21 protein-coding genes are annotated in these 19754 nt (G+C 72.3%); 13 read left to right on the top strand and 8 right to left on the bottom strand.

Annotation, left to right across the window (positions count from 1 at the left end):
* Window positions 1–91 precede the first annotated feature (91 nt).
* From IEY91_RS01650 to IEY91_RS01635, 4 genes are read left to right on the top strand one after another with little or no spacing between them, the layout of a single operon-like run.
* Complete coding sequence (locus IEY91_RS01650; protein ID WP_164321013.1) at window positions 92–1033, top strand: ABC transporter ATP-binding protein; 942 nt, start codon at window positions 92–94, stop codon at window positions 1031–1033.
* Window positions 1030–1770, top strand: a complete 741-nt coding sequence (locus tag IEY91_RS01645; RefSeq protein ID WP_164321011.1) for an ABC transporter permease — start codon at window positions 1030–1032, stop codon at window positions 1768–1770. Before IEY91_RS01650 ends, IEY91_RS01645 begins: the two co-directional genes overlap by 4 nt.
* Before the next feature lie 32 nt (window positions 1771–1802).
* Window positions 1803–3077 (top strand): sensor histidine kinase, encoded by a 1275-nt coding sequence (locus tag IEY91_RS01640; RefSeq protein ID WP_164328205.1) that lies wholly within the window; start codon window positions 1803–1805, stop codon window positions 3075–3077.
* The gene (locus IEY91_RS01635) at window positions 3074–3751 is read left to right on the top strand and encodes a response regulator transcription factor (RefSeq protein WP_189172520.1); all 678 of its coding nucleotides are present in this window, start codon (window positions 3074–3076) and stop codon (window positions 3749–3751) included. The genes IEY91_RS01640 and IEY91_RS01635 overlap by 4 nt, the downstream gene beginning before the upstream one ends.
* Before the next feature lie 47 nt (window positions 3752–3798).
* On the opposite strand, the gene IEY91_RS01630 is transcribed toward IEY91_RS01635, so the two are convergent.
* The 3 genes from IEY91_RS01630 to IEY91_RS01620 all read right to left on the bottom strand — a co-directional run bounded on the left by IEY91_RS01630 (window position 3799) and on the right by IEY91_RS01620 (window position 6981).
* Window positions 3799–4659 (bottom strand): transglutaminase family protein, encoded by an 861-nt coding sequence (locus tag IEY91_RS01630; protein WP_164321007.1) that lies wholly within the window; start codon window positions 4657–4659, stop codon window positions 3799–3801.
* Window positions 4660–4816: 157 nt separating this feature from the next.
* Window positions 4817–5671, bottom strand: coding sequence for a transglutaminase-like domain-containing protein (locus tag IEY91_RS01625; RefSeq protein WP_164321005.1), 855 nt, complete (start codon window positions 5669–5671; stop codon window positions 4817–4819).
* Window positions 5672–5976: 305 nt separating this feature from the next.
* A complete protein-coding gene (locus IEY91_RS01620) occupies window positions 5977–6981 on the bottom strand; it encodes a GNAT family N-acetyltransferase (RefSeq protein WP_189172519.1) in 1005 nt (334 codons plus the stop codon).
* A gap of 143 nt (window positions 6982–7124) precedes the next feature.
* Here IEY91_RS01620 and fdxA point away from each other — a divergent pair, with 143 nt between their 5' ends.
* Together fdxA and IEY91_RS01610 are read left to right on the top strand one after the other, a co-directional pair.
* Window positions 7125–7445: a ferredoxin gene (gene fdxA, locus IEY91_RS01615; RefSeq protein WP_030573070.1), complete on the top strand. Its 321-nt coding sequence runs from the start codon at window positions 7125–7127 to the stop codon at window positions 7443–7445.
* A 129-nt stretch (window positions 7446–7574) separates the two neighbouring features.
* Complete coding sequence (locus IEY91_RS01610; RefSeq protein WP_189172518.1) at window positions 7575–8681, top strand: bifunctional succinyldiaminopimelate transaminase/glutamate-prephenate aminotransferase; 1107 nt, start codon at window positions 7575–7577, stop codon at window positions 8679–8681.
* A 109-nt stretch (window positions 8682–8790) separates the two neighbouring features.
* Here the strand turns inward: IEY91_RS01610 and IEY91_RS01605 are convergent, their stop codons facing one another.
* Window positions 8791–9225: an ATP-binding protein gene (locus IEY91_RS01605; RefSeq protein ID WP_164320999.1), complete on the bottom strand. Its 435-nt coding sequence runs from the start codon at window positions 9223–9225 to the stop codon at window positions 8791–8793.
* A 321-nt stretch (window positions 9226–9546) separates the two neighbouring features.
* Window positions 9547–10575 (bottom strand): heavy metal transporter, encoded by a 1029-nt coding sequence (locus IEY91_RS01600; RefSeq protein ID WP_229696620.1) that lies wholly within the window; start codon window positions 10573–10575, stop codon window positions 9547–9549.
* 135 nt (window positions 10576–10710) lie between these two features.
* Between IEY91_RS01600 and dapE the strand changes: the two genes are divergently transcribed.
* Both dapE and IEY91_RS01590 read left to right on the top strand, forming a co-directional pair.
* Entirely contained in the window at window positions 10711–11820 is a 1110-nt protein-coding gene (gene dapE / locus IEY91_RS01595) for a succinyl-diaminopimelate desuccinylase (protein WP_164320996.1), read from the top strand.
* 137 nt (window positions 11821–11957) lie between these two features.
* On the top strand, window positions 11958–12707 hold the full coding sequence (locus IEY91_RS01590) for an LOG family protein (protein ID WP_164320994.1): 750 nt from the start codon (window positions 11958–11960) through the stop codon (window positions 12705–12707).
* Window positions 12708–12833: 126 nt separating this feature from the next.
* Here the strand turns inward: IEY91_RS01590 and folP are convergent, their stop codons facing one another.
* Window positions 12834–13694, bottom strand: a complete 861-nt coding sequence (folP, locus tag IEY91_RS01585; RefSeq protein ID WP_164320992.1) for a dihydropteroate synthase — start codon at window positions 13692–13694, stop codon at window positions 12834–12836.
* 150 nt (window positions 13695–13844) lie between these two features.
* Here folP and IEY91_RS01580 point away from each other — a divergent pair, with 150 nt between their 5' ends.
* Both IEY91_RS01580 and IEY91_RS01575 read left to right on the top strand, forming a co-directional pair.
* The gene (locus IEY91_RS01580; protein WP_164328203.1) at window positions 13845–14258 is read left to right on the top strand and encodes a DivIVA domain-containing protein; all 414 of its coding nucleotides are present in this window, start codon (window positions 13845–13847) and stop codon (window positions 14256–14258) included.
* On the top strand, window positions 14255–14842 hold the full coding sequence (locus tag IEY91_RS01575; RefSeq protein WP_164320991.1) for a DNA-3-methyladenine glycosylase I: 588 nt from the start codon (window positions 14255–14257) through the stop codon (window positions 14840–14842). The genes IEY91_RS01580 and IEY91_RS01575 overlap by 4 nt, the downstream gene beginning before the upstream one ends.
* A 7-nt stretch (window positions 14843–14849) precedes the next feature.
* Here the strand turns inward: IEY91_RS01575 and chcB are convergent, their stop codons facing one another.
* Entirely contained in the window at window positions 14850–15650 is an 801-nt protein-coding gene (gene chcB / locus IEY91_RS01570) for a 2-cyclohexenylcarbonyl CoA isomerase (protein ID WP_189172517.1), read from the bottom strand.
* Window positions 15651–15984: 334 nt separating this feature from the next.
* Here chcB and IEY91_RS01565 point away from each other — a divergent pair, with 334 nt between their 5' ends.
* Window positions 15985–16152, top strand: coding sequence for a DUF3117 domain-containing protein (locus IEY91_RS01565; RefSeq protein WP_086831452.1), 168 nt, complete (start codon window positions 15985–15987; stop codon window positions 16150–16152).
* 305 nt (window positions 16153–16457) lie between these two features.
* On the opposite strand, the gene IEY91_RS01560 is transcribed toward IEY91_RS01565, so the two are convergent.
* The gene (locus IEY91_RS01560; protein WP_164328202.1) at window positions 16458–17156 is read right to left on the bottom strand and encodes an O-methyltransferase; all 699 of its coding nucleotides are present in this window, start codon (window positions 17154–17156) and stop codon (window positions 16458–16460) included.
* Window positions 17157–17337: 181 nt separating this feature from the next.
* Here IEY91_RS01560 and sigE point away from each other — a divergent pair, with 181 nt between their 5' ends.
* On the top strand, window positions 17338–18111 hold the full coding sequence (gene sigE, locus IEY91_RS01555) for an RNA polymerase sigma factor SigE (RefSeq protein ID WP_189172516.1): 774 nt from the start codon (window positions 17338–17340) through the stop codon (window positions 18109–18111).
* Complete coding sequence (locus IEY91_RS01550; protein WP_164320983.1) at window positions 18108–19100, top strand: anti-sigma factor family protein; 993 nt, start codon at window positions 18108–18110, stop codon at window positions 19098–19100. The genes sigE and IEY91_RS01550 overlap by 4 nt, the downstream gene beginning before the upstream one ends.
* Window positions 19101–19754: the final 654 nt, after the last annotated feature.

Here is a 19754-nt window from a genome sequence, read left to right as displayed (position 1 = left end):
GTCTGTCACCCCTCCCGCATGACATCTGTCACCACGATCTCCCGACGGACGACACTGCCGCCGAACCGCTGTGACCAGCAACGATGGATGCATGACGACGACAGTGAGCTTTGAGCGGGTGACGAAGGCGTACGGCGAGGTGCGGGCCGTCGACGGACTCACCCTCGACCTGTATCCCGGCGAGACGGTGGCCCTGCTCGGGCCGAACGGCGCGGGCAAGTCCTCCACGCTCGACCTGCTCCTCGGGCTTCGCCGCCCGGACAGCGGCACGGTGAGCGTGTTCGGCACCAGCCCGCGCGAGGCCATCACCGCGGGCCGGGTCGGCGCGATGCTGCAGAGCGGCGGACTCATGGACGAGGTCACCGTCCGCGAACTGGTCGGCCTCGCCTGCGATCTGCACCCGCGGCCGTACCGCGTGGACGACGTGCTCGCCCACGCGGGCATCACCCAGCTCGCCGACCGCAAGGTCGACAAGCTCTCCGGCGGCCAGCAGCAGCGCGTGCGGTTCGCGCTCGCCACGGCGGGCGCCAACGACCTGGTCGTCCTCGACGAGCCGACGACCGGCATGGACGTGACGGCACGCCAGGCCTTCTGGGCGACCATGCGAGAGCAGGCGGACCAGGGCCGCGCGGTCCTGTTCGCCACCCACTACCTGGAGGAGGCCGACGCGATCGCGGACCGGGTCCTGGTCCTTCACCGGGGCAGGCTCCTCGCGGACGGCACGGCGGCCGAGATCAAGGCGAAGGCCGGCGCCCGCAAGATCAGCTTCGACCTGGAGGAGCTGCGCGGGGGCGATCCGGGGCTCGAACGGCGGCTGCGGGAGCTGCCGTTCCTCGCCACGGCCACGGTGTCTGTCAGCGGCTCCGCCGCGGGGTCCGGGCACACGGTCCGGCTCCAGTCGACGGACGCCGACGCGACCGTGCACGCGCTGTACGGCCTCGGCGTCTACCCCCGCAACCTGGAGGTCGCGGGCCTCGGCCTGGAGCAGGCCTTCGTCGCGATCACGGCGGCCGAGGAGGCGAAGGCGGCATGAGGACTCTGGTCAAACTGGAGCTGACCCGCTCCCTGCGGAACAAGAAGTTCCTGTTCTTCTCGGTGCTCTACCCGGCGATGCTCTTCCTGCTCATCGCGGGCAGCGCCGACGCCACCACCGAGGTCGGCGACAGCGGCCTCGGACTGCCCGCGTTCATGATGGTCTCGATGGCGTCGTTCGGCGCGCTCACGGCCGTCCTGATGGGCAACAGCGAGCGCATCGCGAAGGAGCGCCAGAGCGGCTGGGTGCGCCAGCTGAGGCTGACGAGCCTGCCGGGCCGCGGCTACGTACTCGCCAAGACGGCGAGCGCGGCCGTCGTCAGCCTGCCGTCGATCGTGGTCGTGTTCGTGGTCGCCGCCGTGGTCAAGGACGTCCGTCTGGACGCCTGGCAGTGGCTGGCGCTGACCGGCGCGATCTGGGCGGGCAGCCTGTGCTTCGCGGCGCTCGGCGTGGCCGTCGGCTACCTCGCGTCGGGCGACGCGGTGCGGCCGGTCACGATGATCCTGTACTTCGGCCTGTCGATGCTCGGCGGCCTGTGGATGCCGACGGCGACGTTCCCCGGCTGGCTCCAGGGCATCGCGGACTGGACGCCGACCCACGCGTACGCCGCGCTCGGCCGGACCATCGAGCTGGGCGACGCGCCGCACGCGGGCGACGTCGCACTGCTCGCCGCGTACTTCGTGGTGTTCGCGGCGGGCGCGGCATGGCTGTACCGGAAGGACACACTGAAGGCGTGAACGAACCGCTGAACCTCGACCGCCATCACCCCATGCACAGCTTCGGCCGCCCGCCCACGGACCGTCGCGCGGCCCGCGTGAAGCTCGCCTGGATCGGCATCTGGCTGGTCTTCATGGCGGCGCCGGTGAAGGACCTGGTGGACGGCGGCCGCTCCGCGGTGGCGACCGTGCTCGGCTCGCTCGGCCTCGCCGCGTTCATCGCCTGCTACCTCATCCTGGTCTTCCGCTACACGACGAGGGTGCTCGTCTGGCACAGGGTGTACGTGACGTTCGGAGGGCTCGTGGCCCTCGCGGCCGCCCTGTCGACCGGCATGGACGCCGCCTGGCTCGGCCTGTGGGTGTACGTCGCGGTGTCCGCGGGCGCGGTCCTGCCGATGCGGCAGGCGCTGTGGGTGATCCCGTCCGTCACCGCGCTGATGGTGGCGATCGGCGTGTACGCCCAAGGGATGGGTGTGGCCGACATGGTCACCGGGCTCGGCGTGATGACCTTCCTTGTCGGGTTCGCGATGACCGGCGTACGCCATTTGATCCGTACGACGGTCCAGCTCCGCCAGGCCCGGGCGACGGTCGCCCAACTGGCCGCCAACGAGGAGCGGTTGAGGCTCGCCCGCGATCTGCACGACCTGCTCGGCCACTCCCTGTCGCTGATCACGCTGAAGAGCGAGCTGGCCGGGCGGATGCTCCCCGCCCACCCGGACAAGGCCGCCCAGCAGGTGGCCGACATCGAACAGGTCAGCCGCCAGGCACTGGTGGACGTCCGCGAGGCGGTCACCGGCTACCGCAGGCTCACCCTGTCGGGCCAGCTCGCCGGGGCCCGGACGGCTCTGACGGCCGCGGGGATCGAGGCGGATGTTCCGCTGGAGGTTCCGGCGGGGGAGGGCGTGGCCGACGGGCAGGTTGTGGCTGACGGGGACAGGGAGGGTGCGCCCGACGGGGAGCGGGAGGCGGCCCTCGCCTGGTCGCTCCGCGAAGCCGTCACCAACGTCGTACGGCACAGCGGCGCCCACCGCTGCACGGTCACCCTCACCCGCCGCCAGACCCTCGCGGGCCCAGTCCTGGAGCTGGCCGTCGAGGACGACGGCGTGGGCCTCGCGCCCGGCAGCGGCCACGGCAACGGCCTGACGGGGCTCACGGAACGGCTCGAAGCCGTCGGCGGCGCCCTCGACGTCACGTCGGGCTCGGGCAGCGGCCGGGGCGCCCGCGGGCAGGGCGGTGACCGTCCGGGATTCCGGCTCGTCGCCCGCGTACCGGTGGGGCAGGACCCGGCGGAGCGCCCCGCGTCCACCGCCCTAGGATCGTCCGCATGACCGGCACGCAAAGCCCCGCGGAGGCCACCGGGCCCGGCCCCGACCACTCCACCGGCCCCGGCGGGCACCCCATTCGGGTGCTCCTCGCCGAGGACCAGTCGATGGTCCGCGAGGCGCTCGCCGCGCTGCTCGGCCTGGAGCCGGACATCGAGGTCGTCGCGCAGGCGGCCCGGGGCGACGAGGTCCTGGCCGCCGCCCGCGCGCACGACGTGGACGTGGCGCTCCTGGACATCGAGATGCCGGGCAGGACCGGCATCGAGGCCGCGGCGGAGCTGCGGGCCGCACTCCCGGAGCTGAAGGTCGTCGTGCTCACCACCTTCGGGCGGCCCGGCTATCTGCGCAGCGCCATGGAGGCCGGGGCGGTCGCCTTCCTGGTCAAGGACGCGCCCGCGGCCCAGCTCGCCGACGCGGTGCGCCGGGTGCTCGCGGGGGAGCGCGTCATCGATCCCACGCTGGCGGCCGCAGCCCTGGCCGAGGGCGCCAACCCGCTGACGGACCGCGAGCGCGAGATCCTGCGCGCGGCGGCCGACGGCGCCACGAACGCCGAACTCGCCGCCGCCCTGCACCTCTCCCAGGGCACGGTCCGCAACTACCTCTCGACGGCCATCCAGAAGCTCGCGGCCCGCAACCGCGCGGAGGCCGTCGGGATCGCCCGCGAGAAGGGCTGGCTCTGAGCCGATTCAGGGGCTGATATTCCGGGTCGTACGCCGAGTACGCAGACCTAGTTCATCCGCGCCCGAGCGGCCCGAGCCTGCCGCCGCACCCGCTCCGCCCCCGCCTCGTCGCTGCCGGCCAGCACGTCGGCGTACGCGTCCAATTCGGCCGCCCCCGTACGGAAGTCGCCGCGCTGTACGAGGAGCTGCGCGCGGTCGTGGTGCAGCCGGTCGGCGTGGTCGGCGTGTCCGGGCAGCAGCAGGGACAGCTCGACGGCCCACAGGGCGACGTCGGAGCGCTCCGGGCGGGTGGCGGCCCACGCGCGGATGTTGTTGAGGACGCGCCGCACGATGTCCACCGCGCCGACGGGCCGCAGCATCGCGGCGTCGAGCGGCGCCCCGGTGGCCCCCGCCACCAGCAACTGGGCGTCCGTACGGCTCAGTACCCGCCCCCCGCCGAACGGATCGGCGAGCACCCGCTCCTCGACGTCGGGGAACCCGAACCCGAAGCCGACGACGAAATGACCGGGCAGCGCGACCCCGTGGACCGGCGCGCCCGCGCGGCGAGCGACTTCGATCCAGACGACGGACAGCAGGATCGGCAGGCCGCGCCCGCGCCGCAGGACCTGGTGAAGCAGCGACGACTCCAGGCGCTGATAGTCGCCGGGACGGCCCCTGAACCCGCAGCGCGCGCCGAGCAGTTCGCCGACCGCGGCCGCCCACGCGCGCGGGCATCCCGGGCCCGTGGGCAGCAGCGCGGCCAGCCGGTCCAGGGTCCGCCGCGCCGCCGCGATGCCCGGATCGTCGAGCGCGGGATCCGCCTCCGCGCCGATCAGCAGGCACAGCCGCGCGAGATCGGGCCGCTCGGCCCTGGCCTCGGCGGCGAAGGCCCGGCGCCACCGCGTGGTGGGGGCAGGTCGGGGGTGCATACGTCCGTGGTGCCCGGCCGGACCGATCGCTACCGGTCCTCGCGACAGCCAAGACGGCCGAGCGGTACGCCGTCGACCCGCCGCCGGGCTCCGGGTGCGCGCCGTCCACGTCATGCGTATTCATGCGTACGGCGCGTGGCCTCGGGGACGTACGGGCTCAGTTGAGCTTCGCCCGCGCCGCCCGCGCCTCGAGCCGCACCCGGTCCGCCGTCGTCGGCTCGATCGTCGCCACCACGTCGGCGTACTCGTCGAGACCCCGCGCGCCCGCGAGGAAGTCGCCGCGCTCGACGAGCAACTGGGCCCGTTCGTAGCGCAGCCGGGCCGGGTGCGACGGCAGAAGGAGGGACAGTTCGAGGGCCCACAGCGCCACGTGCGAGCGCTCGGAGCGGGCCGCCGCCCAGGCGCGGATGTTGTTGAGGATGCGCAGCATGATGTTCAGCGGGTCGGCCGCCGACAGGAGCGACGGGTTCAGCCTGCCGCCCGTCGTCTGCGCCACCAGTTGCTCGGCGTCCTCGGTGGACAGCAGCCGCCCGCCGTTGAACGGGTCGGCGAGCACCTGGTCGGGCTTGCCGTGCGCGTCGGGAGAGCCGAAGCCGACGACGAAATGGCCGGGCAGCGCCACCCCGTACACCGGCGCGCCCGCGCGGCGTGCGACCTCGATCCAGACGACGGACAGCAGGATCGGCAGGCCACGCCCGCGCCGCAGGACCTGGTGAAGCAGCGACGACTCGAGCCGGTGGTAGTCGGACGCCGTGCCGTGGAACCCGTGCCGCCCGCCCAGGAGTTCGGCGACCGCCGAGGCCCACTCGCGCGGGCCGCCCGGCCGAAAGGGCAGCTGTCCGGCGAGCGCGTCGAGCTCGATCTGCGCCGCGTCGATGCCCGCCTCGTCCAGTTCGGGGTCCGCCTCCCCGCTCAGCAGCAGGCACAGCAAGGACAGGTCGGGCCGCTCGGACCTGGCCTCGTCGGCGAACCTGCGCCGCCATTCACTGGACTTCGCGGGCTGTGCGCGCATCCGTGCCTCTGTCGTTTCTGTCCGGTCTGTCTGTTCTGTCTGGCACCGGCGGGGATCGCCGGTGGGGGTTCATCCGTGGTGCGGTGTGCGGTGGTGCGGTCCCGACGCTCCCGACGCCGGTCCCGCCGCCCTCGTTGCCGGAGAGGCAAATTCCCGTGGGACCTTAGCCGTAAGCGTCGGTACCACTGGTGACTGGCCATATCGCACCGCTCATGCCCGCGCTCGCTGCCCGCACTCTTCGCCGCCCGGACCGTACCTGTCTTTGCGTTTTCGGCCGTTTCCGTCACGCGGCGCGATCGGGGCGACTACGCGGCGTACGGCTCCTTGTAGTGGTGGTAGCTGTGATGCGCCGCGAAGCCCATCCCGTCGTACAGCGCCCGCGCGCCGCCGTTGTCCTCCTCCACCTGGAGCCACGCGGCCGACGCGCCCTCCTCCAGCGCCCGCCGGGCCAGCGCCGCCATCACGGCCGTGGCGAGCCCCGCGCGCCGTTGTGCCGGGTCCACCTCGACCGCCATGAAGCCCGCCCACCGCCCGTCGACCACGCACCGCCCGATCGCCGCGGGCGGCCCGTCCGTGCCGGGAATGGCCGCGAACCACACCGAGGGGCCGCCGTTGAGCACCTTCAGCATGTGCGGCCCCGGCTCCGCGGACCGCTGGTAGCGGCCGAGCCAGGCCTCGTCGACGGTCCGCGAGAGCACCACGCGGTCCGCGTCCGCGTCGAGGTCCCCGACCGCGGCGAGCCCGCCGACCCACACCTCGGCGCTGACCTCCCGCGTCCAGCCGCGCTCCGTCAACTCGGCGCAGAGCAGCTCCTGCGTGCCCTCGGCCCCGGTCGCGGTCTGTACGTACGCGGGCAGCCCCCGGTCGGCGTACCAGCGCCGCGCGAACGCAAGCGCGTCGTCGAGCGGACGGCCCGGATCCCCCACCGGCAGCACGGAGTTGGCGCGCCGGGTGAACCCGGAGGCGGCCCTCAGCTCCCACCCGCCCAGGTGCTCGCTCTCCACCGGCGGCCAGGAGCGCGCCGTGACCCGCGCCAACTCCGCGTACGTCGCCGCAGGCCCGCGCCGACGGGCCGGGGCCGCGGGCACGACCTTCCCCGCGACCAGCGTGCGCTCCGCGATCCGGACGATTTCCCCGGTCCTGCGTGTGATCACCAGCACACCGTCATTCCACGATGTGAGAACACCCACCGTGTCGGTGAACCCGGCGCCTCGCGCACCACCTTCGTCCACGCGTCGGACAGAGACACGTTTGCCCACGTCAGAAGGGGTAATTCGGACTTTCAGCCGTCCGCCCGCAGTGAATTCCACAGCTCTGTACGCCCCTCCTGTTCGGATCATGCCCGGGAACGGAGATACTAGGTGCGGGCATCGACGACGCCGCGCTCCCGCGCGCCAGGCGAGCGGAGCCTGAGGACGGCCCGCCAACGCCCGTATCGAGGAGGAACGACAGCGTGACCTACGTCATCGCGCAGCCTTGTGTCGACGTCAAGGACAAGGCGTGCATCGAGGAGTGCCCGGTCGACTGCATTTACGAGGGCTCCCGGTCCTTGTACATCCACCCGGACGAATGCGTCGACTGCGGAGCCTGCGAACCGGTCTGCCCGGTCGAGGCGATCTTCTACGAGGACGACACTCCTGAAGAGTGGAAGGACTACTACAAGGCGAACGTCGAGTTCTTCGACGAGCTCGGTTCGCCCGGTGGTGCCAGCAAGCTCGGCCTGATCGAGCGCGACCACGCCTTCATCGCCGCGCTGCCGCCGCAGAACCAGTAGCGGCCGCCCGAGCGCCGCCCCGGTCCCGTACGGCACTTCGCGCTGTACGGGACCGGGGCGTTTGTACAGCGTTCGTACCGGACTTCGTCAAGAACTTCGTACAGAACTACGCACCCCTGGAGCCCGTCCGTGTCAGCAGTCTCCGACCGCCTCCCCGATTTCCCCTGGGACAAGCTGGAGCCGTACAAGGCGACAGCCGCCGCCCACCCAGACGGCATCGTCGACCTGTCCGTGGGTACCCCGGTCGACCCCGTGCCCGAGCTGATCCAGAAGGCGCTGGTCGCGGCCGCCGACTCGCCGGGCTATCCGACGGTGTGGGGCACCGCGGAACTGCGCGACGCGATCACGGGCTGGTGCGCCCGCCGCCTCGGCGCGCGCGACCTGACCCACCGCAACGTCCTGCCGATCGTCGGCTCCAAGGAACTGGTGGCCTGGCTCCCGACCCAGCTGGGCCTCGGCCCCGGCGACAAGGTGGCCTACCCGCGCCTCGCCTATCCCACGTACGAGGTGGGCGCGCGCCTGGCCCGCGCGGAGCACGTCACGTACGACGTGGAGACGATCGCGTCCGGCGACCTGGACCCGTCCGGTGTGAAGCTCCTGTGGCTCAACTCGCCCTCCAACCCGACCGGTCGTGTCCTGTCAAAGGACGAACTGGTACGCGTCGTGGCCTGGGCGCGCGCGCACGGAGTGCTCCTTGTCAGCGACGAGTGCTACCTGGAACTCGGCTGGGAGGCGGACCCCGTGTCGGTCCTGCACCCGGACGTATGCGGCGGTTCGTACGAGGGCGTCGTCGCGGTGCACTCCCTCTCCAAGCGCTCCAACCTCGCCGGTTACCGGGCGGCGTTCGCGGCCGGCGACGCCGCCGTGCTCGGCGATCTGCTGCAGATCCGCAAGCACGGCGGGATGATGACGTCCGCGCCGACGCAGGCGGCCGCGGTGGCGGCCCTCGGCGACGACACGCACGTCGGCGAGCAGCGCGAACGCTACGCCGCGCGCCGCACGGCCCTGCGCGACGCGCTCGTCGGCCACGGCTTCCGCATCGAGCACAGCGAGGCGAGCCTGTACCTGTGGGCCACGCGCGACGAGTCCTGCTGGGACACCGTCGCCCACCTCGCGTCCCTCGGCATCCTGGTGGCGCCCGGCGACTTCTACGGCGAGGCGGGCCGGGACTTCGTCCGGGTGGCGATGACGGCGACGGACGAGCGGGTGGCTGCGGCGGTGTCGCGGCTGCGGTGAGGTGCCGCCCGGGTCCGCCGGGTCCGCCGGGCTCGCCGGGTCCGGACAGCGCGAAGGGGTGCGGGAAGCCGTGGGCTTCCCGCACCCCTTCGGTGCGTACGCGGCTTGATCAGCCGAGCGGCAGCTTCGGGAGCGCGTCGGTCGGGGCGCCCTTGCCGAGGGCGTCGGTGGGCAGCCCGCCCTTGGTGGCCGTGCCCGCGGTGTCGCCGACCACGTCGGTGGCGGTTCCGGTGACCTCACCGCCGACCTCCTGCGCGGCGGGCGCGGTGGTCCTGACGCTCTTGCCCAGGGCCGACCCCACGGCCGGAGCGCCCTTCTGCACGGCCTTGCTTCCGGTCTGGCTCGCGAGGCCGGTGACCTTCTGAGCAGTGTCGTCGACCGTTTCACCCACGTTGGCACCGTCCAGGGCGGTGATCCCGCGGAGGTCGGGGGTGGCGGGGAGCTCGGCGGCGCTGGCGGAGCCGGCCGCACCGACCACGGGTGCCGCGCCAGCCGCGACGATCAGCGCGACACGGGCGATCCGACGGGTCAGGGGGAGGGACATGATGCTCCTTCAGACGGAGAGAACGTGTGAGGTGCCCGGCCGTTCCGTGCTGCGGACGCGGTACGGAATCCGGCGATCGGACGCAGTGACTACCGCTCGAACCCTCCGAAGGTTGCGGTACGCCAACGTAAAGAGTTGGTAATGCGTCGCATTATCGGCTACGGATAAAATCGGGCAAACAACATTCGCGCCGAATGGTCTTGAGCCGCCTGAAGCCCTTTGCCCTCAAGGGTTGTGCGGTGTGCGCGACGCTTCTCCGGAAGATCCTCTTCCGCGTCATCGCGCGGTGATCGCCGTGCCCCCTTCGGGTGACCGGCCGCACTACTGCCCAGTGACGATTCGGACCTCTGCGGCCGACTCGGGGCTGCCGCCGGGCCCGTCCGCGGAGCCGGAACCGTCCTCTCCGGAACCGCCGCCCCCGGAACCGGAATTCGCCGCGGCGGGCTCACTATTATCGCGCTTTCCCCGCACTCCGGACTTCTCGGGACCGGCCTTCGCCTTTCGCCACTCATCGGCGGAATCCCCGGCTTTCCACTCGCGGCCCGCGTAGGAGACCCGTTCGATATGGAGGGCGGAGGCGTGGGCCACGGCCCAGTGGGCCAGTTCCCAGCCGCGTCGCGGGGTGTCGGCTTCCGGAGCCTTCGGTGCGGGTGCCAGGGGGACCCGCAGCACCTTTCCGTTCCTGCTCGCGTCGCCTCCCTTCGGGGACACGCCGTCCCCGAAGTCCCGTGCCAGCGCCCGGCGTACCTCGGCCGGGCCGCCGGGGCCCGCGCCGGGGCGGCCCTCGCAGGTGAAGGTCGCGGGCGCGCGGCCGGTGAGCGCGGCGGCGAGCAGGGCGGCGTCCGGTTCGTGCTTGGCGTACGCCAGCGGGAAGCCGCTGCGCTGCACGCGCTGCGCGGCGTCCGTCAGGCGCAGGCGGGCGTAGTCGGGGACCTTGTCCAGGCGGGCGTAGAACCGCCCGGCCGCGTACACCGGATCCATGATCTGGCGCTGAGTGCCCCAGCCCTGCGAGGGCCGCTGCTGGAACAGGCCCAGCGAATCGCGGTCCCCGTGGCGGATGTTGTGGAGGTTGGACTCCTGGAGCGCCGTCGCGAGGGCGATCGTGACGGCACGCTCGGGCATCCCGCGCCGGGTGCCGACGGCCGCGACCGTCGAGGCGTTCACGGCCTGTTCCGCGCTCAGTTCGTACGCCGCTCCGGTGCCGTCGCCCGACACCACCGCGCACCGGGGGTCGGGCTCCCCGGAGACGTACTGCATCACCACATATCCGGCGATCGCGAGCAGCACGACGACGGCCGCCCCGATGCGCGGGAGGCGGCCGCGCCGGACGGTTGACGTGGGCTCGGACACGCGAACCAAGGTACTGGAGGCCACTGACAGTGCCGGGACGCAAGCGGAGCGCGAGGGGTCGGGTCGCCCGCGGAAGCGGTCTCGGCGGTCCGGGCGGTCCCGGCGGTCCGGGCGCGGCGAGTTAGGGTCGAAGCCATGGACCGGACGCCGACGCACACCGCCGCTCAGCCCCTCGACCTCACCCTCGACGCCGCCGCGCTGACCGCCGCGCTCGTCGACTTCCCGTCGCCGAGCGGCCAGGAGAAGGAGCTCGCGGACGCCATCGAGACCGCCCTGCGCGCCCTGCCGCACCTGACGGTCGACCGGTACGGCAACAACGTGGTGGCCCGCACGAGCCTGGGCCGCGCCGAGCGCGTCATCCTGGCCGGCCACATCGACACGGTGCCGATCGCGGAGAACCCGCCCAACGTCCCCTCCCGCCTCGACGAGGACGGCGTGCTGTGGGGCTGCGGCACCTGCGACATGAAGTCCGGCGTCGCCGTGCAGCTGCGCATCGCGCAGACGGTCACCGAGCCCAACCGCGACCTCACCTTCGTCTTCTACGACAACGAAGAGGTCGCCGCGCACCTGAACGGCCTGGGGCACGTCGCCGAGGCCCACCCCGACTGGCTGGAGGGCGACTTCGCGGTCCTCCTGGAGCCCACGGACGGGCAGGTGGAGGGCGGCTGTCAGGGCACGCTGCGCGTCCTGCTGAAGACCAAGGGCGAGCGTGCGCACTCCGCGCGCGCGTGGATGGGCTCCAACGCGATCCACGCCGCGGCCCCGATCCTGGCGAAGCTGGCCGCGTACGAACCGCGCAAGCCGTTCGTCGACGGCCTCCAGTACCACGAGGGCCTCAACGCCGTCCGCATTGAGGGCGGCGTCGCCACCAACGTCATCCCCGACGCGTGCACCGTCACCGTCAACTTCCGTTACGCCCCGGACCGCACTCCGGAGGAGGCCGAGGCCTTCGTACGCGAGTACTTCGCGGACTGCGGCATCGAGGAGTTCGTCGTCGACGACCACTCCCCGGGCGCCCGGCCCGGCCTCACGCACCCCGCCGCGGCGGCCTTCATGGCGGCGGTCGGCGGCGAGGCCCGCCCCAAGTACGGCTGGACGGACGTCTCCCGCTTCAGCGCGTTCGGGGTGCCCGCGGTGAACTACAGCCCCGGCGAGCCGCTCCTGGCCCACAAGGTGGACGAGCGGGTGAAGGCGTCGCTGATCCCGGAGGCGGAGGCGAGGCTGCGCGCCTGGCTGACCTCCTGAGCTGACCAGGCGCCTCCCGACTTCTGGAGTTACGCCCCGCGTAACGCCCGTAGACCTACGCTGAAGTGGCACAACGAACGAGTTGAGCGCGGCCGTGCGGGTGGGCCGGGGTCGACCGGCAGTGGAAGGGGATGTTCATGGGCAATCCGGAAGCGCAGGGTCCGCCGGAGGAGCAGCACCTGGGTCCCGTGGTGCGGCGGCGCGATCAGATCACGCCCGGCACCACGGACCAGCGGCTCCTCGACACCGAGGGCGACGCCGAGTGGGTGCACACCGATCCCTGGCGGGTCATGCGCATCCAGTCCGAGTTCGTCGAAGGCTTCGGCGCCCTCGCCGAACTCCCCAGCGCCATCAGCGTCTTCGGCTCCGCCAGGACCCTGCCCGGCTCCGCCGAGTACGACGCCGGGGTGCGGCTCGGCAAGGCGCTGGTCGACGCGGGCTTCGCGGTGATCACCGGGGGTGGGCCGGGGGCCATGGAGGCCGCCAACAAGGGGGCCCGCGAGGCCAACGGCGTCTCCGTCGGGCTCGGCATCGAGCTGCCCTTCGAGCAGGGGCTCAATCCGCACGTCGACATCGGCGTCAACTTCCGCTACTTCTTCGTGCGCAAGACCATGTTCGTGAAGTACGCGCAGGGGTTCGTCGTCCTGCCCGGCGGGCTCGGGACCCTCGACGAGCTCTTCGAAGCACTCACCCTCGTCCAGACCCGCAAGGTCACCCGCTTCCCCATCGTCCTCTTCGGTTCGGCCTACTGGGGCGGCCTGGTCGACTGGCTCCGCGACACCGTCGTAGCCCAGGGCAAGGCCTCCCAGAAGGACCTTCTCTTGTTCCACGTGACGGACGAGGTGGAGGAGGCTGTGGCGCTGGTGACGAAGGAAGTGGGCCGCTGAGGCTAAGACCTAGCCGGACCGGCAAGGTCCGGCTAGGTACAGCCCCTCCGGCGTTTGAGGAGCGGGGGTCTGGGGGCGGAGCCCCCAGTTTCGGGAAGGGGTGGGACTGGGGCGCCCCCGCGAGGCCTACGCCAGCCCTCTACGGGTCACCGCCGGGGCCCTGTGGCCGGCGATCGTGGCGACCATGTCGAGCACCTGCCGCGTCTCGGCGACTTCGTGGACGCGGTAGACCTGCGCGCCGAGCCAGGCGGAAACCGCGGTCGTCGCCAGAGTCCCGATCACCCGCTCCTTGAGCGGCCGATCGAGCGTCTCCCCGACGAAGTCCTTGTTGGAGAGGGAGACGAGCACGGGCCACCCCGTCTCGACCAGCTCGGGCAACCGCCGGGTCGCCTCAAGGGAATGCCGCGTGTTCTTGCCGAAGTCGTGCCCGGGATCGATGAGCACGGACTCCCGGGGAACACCGAGTTCGACGGCCCGCTCGGCAAGCCCGACGGTCACCCGAAGGATGTCGGCGACGACGTCGTCGTACTCGACGCGATGGGGCCGCGTACGCGGCTCGGCGCCCCCCGCGTGGGTGCAGACGAGCCCGACCCCGTACCGCGCGGCGACCTCCGCGAGCTTCGGATCGACCCCGCCCCACGCGTCGTTGAGCACATCGGCCCCGACGTCACAGACGGCCTCGCCGACCTCGTGCCGCCAGGTGTCGACGCTGATGACGACGTCGGGAAAGCGCCGCCGTACCTCGGCGACGAACCCGACGGTGCGCCGCGCCTCCTCCTCGGCGGTGACCTCCTCGCCGGGCCCGGCCTTCACCCCGCCGATGTCGATGATCGCGGCGCCCTCGGCCACGGCCTGCTCCACGCGCGCGAGGGCGGGCTCGTCGCGGAAGGTGGCGCCCTGGTCGTAGAAGGAGTCCGGGGTCCGGTTGACGATCGCCATGATCACCGGTTCCTGCGCGTCGAACTCGCGCCTGCCCAATCTGAGCATCCCCTGTGAGCCTCCTTGTCGTTCCTCTGTCCGGCCTCACGGTCCGGCCGCCTGCGACCTTAACTGTCAGAGCCGCATGGCACGATCGGAGCCAGACAGTTTCCGTGTCGGCCGCACCGTGGCCGGCGTCCGAGCGTGGGGACCGCAGAGATGGTCATGTTCCTGTTCCTGGTCATCGCCCTCGTCGTCGTGGTCGGGGCGGTGACCCTCGCGGTCCTCGGCGGCGGCGAGCGCGGCGCGCTGCCCGACGTACCGCCGGAGCGGCTCATCGACCCGCTGCCGCCGGACCGCCCGCTGCGCCGGGCCGACGTGGAGGCGGTGCGCTTCCCCATGACGGTCCGCGGCTATCGCATGCTCGATGTGGACGAGGCCCTGGACCGGATCGCCGCCGAGCTGGCCGAGCGGGACGCGCGCATCGCCGAGCTGGAGGCCGCCCTCGCCGGCGCCCAGGCCACGGCGGTCGGCGGCCCCGGCCTGCTCAAGGGGTACGGCCCGCAGGATCGCGCCCCCGGACCGCACGGCGCCCCCGCGCCGACCGACGAACGACCGGAGGACGGCAAGTGAGCGGCGCGATCCCCGGCCCGGACGGCGGCCTGCGCTGCCCGTGGGGCCTGTCGACCGAGGACTATGTGGCGTACCACGACGCGGAGTGGGGCCGCCCGGTCCACGGCGACGACGCGCTGTTCGAGCGCCTCTGCCTGGAGGCCTTCCAGTCGGGCCTCTCCTGGATCACGATTCTGCGGCGGCGTGAGGGCTTCCGCGCCGCCTTCGCGGGCTTCAAGATCGCCGAGGTCGCGCAGTTCGGTGACGCGGACCGCGAGCGGCTGCTCGCCGACGCGGGCATCATCCGCAACCGCGCGAAGGTGGACGCGACGCTCGCCAACGCGCGCGTGCTCGTCGACTGGCCGGCCGGTGAACTGGACGAGCTGATCTGGTCGTTCGCCCCGGACGCGGCCGCCCGCCCGGTGCCGCGCACGCTCGCCGACGTGCCCGCGGTCACGGACGAGTCGACGGCCCTGTCCAAGACCCTCAAGAAGCGCGGCCTCCGCTTCATCGGCCCCACCACGGCCTACGCCCTGATGCAGGCCTGCGGCCTGGTGAACGACCACCTCGCGGACTGCGTGGCCCGCGAGGCGAGCGGCGCCTAGGGTCCGGCTAGCGGCCCAGATACTTGGGCTTGGCCTTGTCCAGGAAGGCCTGCACGGCGATGGCGTGGTCCTCGGAGGCGCCCGCCTTCGACTGCAGTTCGTCCTCCTTGTCCAGGGCCTCGTCCAGGGAGTGGTCGGCCGCGTACGCGAGCGACTCCTTGAGCGCGGCGTACGCCAGCGTCGGCCCCTCGGCGAGCGCGCGGGCCACCTTGCGGGCCTCCTCGGCGAGCTCTTCCGCGGGCACGACCTTGTTCGCGATCCCCAGGTCGTACGCCTCCTGCGCCTTGACGCCGCGGGGGAAGAGCAGCAGGTCGGCGGCGCGGCCCGGGCCGATCAGGCGCGAGAGGGTCCAGGAGACCCCGGAGTCGGCGGTCAGCGCGACGCCCGCGAACGAGGTGTTGAAGGAAGCCGTGTCCGCGACGACCCGGTAGTCCGCGGCGAGCGCGAAGCCGAAGCCCGCCCCGGCCGCCACGCCGTTGACCCCGGCCACGACCGGCTTGGGCATGCCGGTCAGGGCCCGCACGATCGGGTTGTAGTGCTCGCGCACCGTGCTCATGGTCCCGCCGGAGCCGGACTCGCGGTCGGCGGCGAGCAGGCCCACGTGCTCCTTGAGGTCCTGGCCCACACAGAAGGCGCGCCCGGTCGCGGTGAGCAGTACGGCGCGCACCGCGGGGTCCGCGGCGGCCGAGCGGACCGCCTCCCGCAGGGCGACCTTGGCCTCGACGTTCATCGCGTTCATCGCGTCGGGGCGGTTCAGCGTGATCGTCGCGAGCCCGTCGCTCACCTCGTAGAGCACGGTGTCGGCCATGGTGGGTCCCCTCCGCTGGTCCTGTGACCGTCGTGTGACCGGTCGTATGGGCTTCGGGGGCCAGCATGACCTAGATCATCGGCCGTCGGTATGCGGTCGCCGATGTGACCTGCGTCAAAGTATCTGTGGCGGATGAACCGTGTGGGGCGGCGCAGTATTGCAGCCACATCGCCGAATTGAGTGGTTTTGCGGCCGCGCGTTGCGCAAGCGATGCCGACTGATGTTGGTCATCGGGTCCCGCGATGCGGGATAATGACCTGGAAGCAATGTGTTCGATGCCGGTGACACCTGGGTTGTCGGCTGCGATGAGCTGGTTTCAGGAAGGGGAACGAGCATGGCGGCCATGAAGCCGCGGACGGGCGACGGCCCGCTCGAGGTGACCAAGGAGGGGCGGGGCATCGTCATGCGCGTTCCGCTCGAAGGCGGCGGTCGACTCGTCGTCGAGCTGACACCGCAGGAAGCCGAAGAACTCGGCGAGGCCCTGAAGAAGGTTGTCGGCTGACGCGCAAGCGGCCACACTTTTCACCACACTTTTGAGCTGCCCCGGCATCGTACGACGAGCCGGGGCAGTGCTGTGTCCGGAGGCCGCGGGCATACGTGATCTTGACGAGAGCCCGTCGTGGCCTTGACGCGAGGCGTGTCCGGGCGTCCCGGGCGGCCTGCGGGAACGACCGGAATCCGCCGGGCCGAAAGGCCTGAATCCTCGGGTCGGAGTGCCTGTTCGGGCGGGGTGCGAGGGTGGCTGTCACCCAGTCGGCCGAGTGGGTGGCCGCTGTCGACGGCGAGGGCTGCCGACGCGTACGGAAGCTAGCGCTTCACGGCGCAGAGGAGGCCGTCGCCCACCGGCAGGAGCGACGGCACCAGGTCCTGGCTCTCGCGCACCGCGCGCAGCAGCTCGCGCAGCCGCAGCACCTCCACGGGCTGCGGCCCGGAGTCCACGGTGCGGCCGTCGGCGAAGACGCCCTCGAAGCAGACGAGCCCGCCCGGTCGGAGCAGGCGCAACGATTCAGCGAGATAGTCGATGCACTCCGTGCGGTCGCCGTCGCAGAACACCAGGTCGTAGCCGCCGTCCGCGAGGCGCGGCAGTACGTCGAGGGCGCGGCCCGGGATGAAACGGGCGCGGTTGCCGGCGAAACCCGCGGCGCGGAACGCCGTGCGGGCGAACTGCTGGCGCTCCTGGTCCGGATCGACCGTGGTCAGGACGCCGTCGGGGCGCATCCCGTGCAGCAGATGGATGCCCGACACTCCCGTGCCCGTACCGATCTCGGCTACCGCCTTGGCGTCCACGGTGGCGGCCAGCATCCCGAGCGCGGCGCCGGTGCCGGGCGACACCGAGCGCAGCCCCGCCTCCCGCGCCCGGTCACGGGCCCAGCGCAGCGCCTCGTCCTCGGCGACAAAGGCGTCGGCGAACGCCCAGCTCGTCTGCCGGTTGCCGGTAATGGCCCTCTCCTGTCCCCGTGGTTGCCTGGCCGTGACTGTATCCGTTGGGGCCGGGAACCCGCAGATGGGACCGTGCGTTTAGAAGGGGTGTAAGGACAGCGGGTGCGACGGGGGCACGGTCATGGATCTGGATGTGAAGCCGAGGCGCGAAGTCCGCGGTGCGCGGACCGAGCGACCCCGGCACCCCAAGGGGCAAGTACCAAATTCACGTAAAAACGCTTATCCGGAGCTAACGGGCGAGGTGGTTATGGTAGGGGCTCCACTGGACACCACCAGAGCCGACAGGGGAGGTGCGGCCGCGTCCGCGGATCGGGGAGGAGTGCTTCGGCGCTTTCTCGGATTGGCGGGTAAGCCGAAATCCGTGACCTACACCGCTGACCGTTCCCGCGCCACCGACTCCGCTCAGACCGCGACCTTTGCCGCTGACGCGGAATCGCAGGCGTGGACTCCGCCCACATGGGAGGAGATCGTCAGCACGCACAGCGGCCGGGTCTACCGTCTCGCCTATCGTCTGACAGGCAATCAGCACGACGCCGAGGACCTGACGCAGGAGGTTTTCGTCCGCGTCTTCCGCTCCTTGTCGACGTATACGCCCGGCACGTTCGAGGGCTGGCTGCACCGCATCACCACCAACCTCTTCCTGGACATGGTCCGCCGCAAGCAGCGCATCCGCTTCGACGCCCTCGGGGACGACGCGGCCGAGCGACTGCCCAGCCGCGAGCCCTCGCCGCAGCAGGTGTTCAACGACACCCACTTCGACGCGGACGTCCAGCAGGCGCTCGACACCCTCGCGCCCGAGTTCCGCGCCGCCGTCGTCCTGTGCGACATCGAGGGCCTTTCGTACGAGGAGATCGCCGCGACCCTCGGCGTCAAGCTCGGTACGGTCCGCAGCCGTATCCACCGCGGCCGCTCCCAGCTCCGCAAGGCTCTCCAGCACCGTTCTCCCGAGGCCCGCGCCGAGCGTCGCTCGCTCGCCGTGAGCGGGGCCGTGGCGCTGGGAGGAGGGGGCGCGACCGCGTGAGTGGATCACGGTCCAATCCTGCCGAGCGGCATCTCGCCGAGCAGCACCTGGGGGACCGGCTCGCCGCGCTGGTCGACGGTGAGCTCGGTCATGACGCACGCGAGCGAGTGCTCGCGCACCTTGCGACCTGTCCGAAGTGCAAGACCGAAGCCGACGCGCAGCGCCGGCTCAAGAGCGTCTTCGCGCAGTCGGCGCCGCCGCCTCCCAGCGAGAGCTTCCTCGCCCGTCTGCAGAGCCTTCCCGGCGCCGGTGCCGACGACATCGGCCAGTCCGGGGGCCCGCGCACGCCCGTCGACGACGGCTTCGCCACCGGCTCCTCGGAGTCCACAGGCCTGCCCCACGGCGGTGTCTTCAGCACCCGCGGAGGAAGAGCCGAGCCCTTCGTCGGCTACGTTCCCTCGGGCGCCCACGCCGCGGTGCTGCCCAGTGAGGGGCGCGGCTTCCGCATCCATGACGTCGGCCGGCCCGAGGCCGAGCGGTCGGTCTGGCTCGGGCGGCGGTTCGCGTTCGCGGCGGCCGGTGCCGTGTCGCTGGCCGCGATAGCGCTCGGCGGGGTCACCGTCGGCACCCCCCTCACCGCGGGTGAGCAGCGCGCCAGCGGCGCCGGCTCGGCCAACAGCAACGCGTCGCCGTTGCGTTCGCCGAGCACGCCCAACGCCGCGGTGCCCGACTCCGTGCGCCGCCGCAGCGGCAACCCGCTCTCCGTGCAGGGGCCGCGCCAGCCGCAGGCCCTCGCGCCCACGACCGCCGCGACGCCACTGCTCTCCGGGGCGCCCATGCGGCCCGGGTATCCGCCCTCGGGGCACCAGCTCACCGCCCCGCTGCTCGCCGGTGCGGGTGTGATGTCCCCGCTGGTGCGCGCCGTCGCCGACGACGCCCCCGGCGGTGCGCCACAGGGCCTCACCCTGAACGCCGCCGCCGACCCCACCCCCAAGGCCTCGCCGAAGCCCGTCACGGGCCCGCTGCACGGCTCCTCACAGATCCGCTGACGCGACCTGCGCGTCAGCCCGCAGACCTGGTTGAATCCTGGGTGGACCGTGCCCGCCGCGAACTGGGCGGACACACAGGGCAGCACGTAATCGGCGTCCGCCGCGGGCCAGTTGTGGGGAGAGCATGGACGTTGGCACTGGGCTTGGGCAGGGTTCCGGGGTGACCCCGGACGGGGTTGCCCGGGACGGAGGGGCTCCGGAAGCCTCGCAGGATGCGGTGCCCGCTGCCGCGGGGGTTCAGGGAGCTGGTCGGGGCGGAGTGCCTCAGGACGGGGCGCCCGCTGACGCGGTGGCTCAGCCGGCGGCGGCTCGGGGTGGGGTGCCTCAGGATGGGGTGCGCCCGGATGCTGCGCCTCGGGATGGGGTGCCCGCCGACGCGGTGGCTCAGCAGGCAGCGGCTCGGGGCGGGGTGCCTCGTGATGCGGGTGTTCAGCAGGGTGTGCCCCAGGACGTGGTGCCCCCGGCTGGGGCGGATCCTCAAGACGCGGTGCCCGGTGGTGGCGTGGCTCAGGGTGGAGTGCCTGGCCATGTAGAGCTTCAGCACGGTGGGTCTCCGGGCGTTGCGCCTCGGGATGCGGTGCCCGGTGGTGGGGAACCCCGGGACGCTGTGCCCGGAGGCGTGGCTGGTGACGCGGGCTTCGCGGTGGGCGGTGC

This window comes from Streptomyces lasiicapitis (assembly GCF_014646335.1).
Classification (GTDB): domain Bacteria; phylum Actinomycetota; class Actinomycetes; order Streptomycetales; family Streptomycetaceae; genus Streptomyces; species Streptomyces lasiicapitis.
This window is presented reverse-complemented; position numbering and strand designations above follow the sequence as displayed.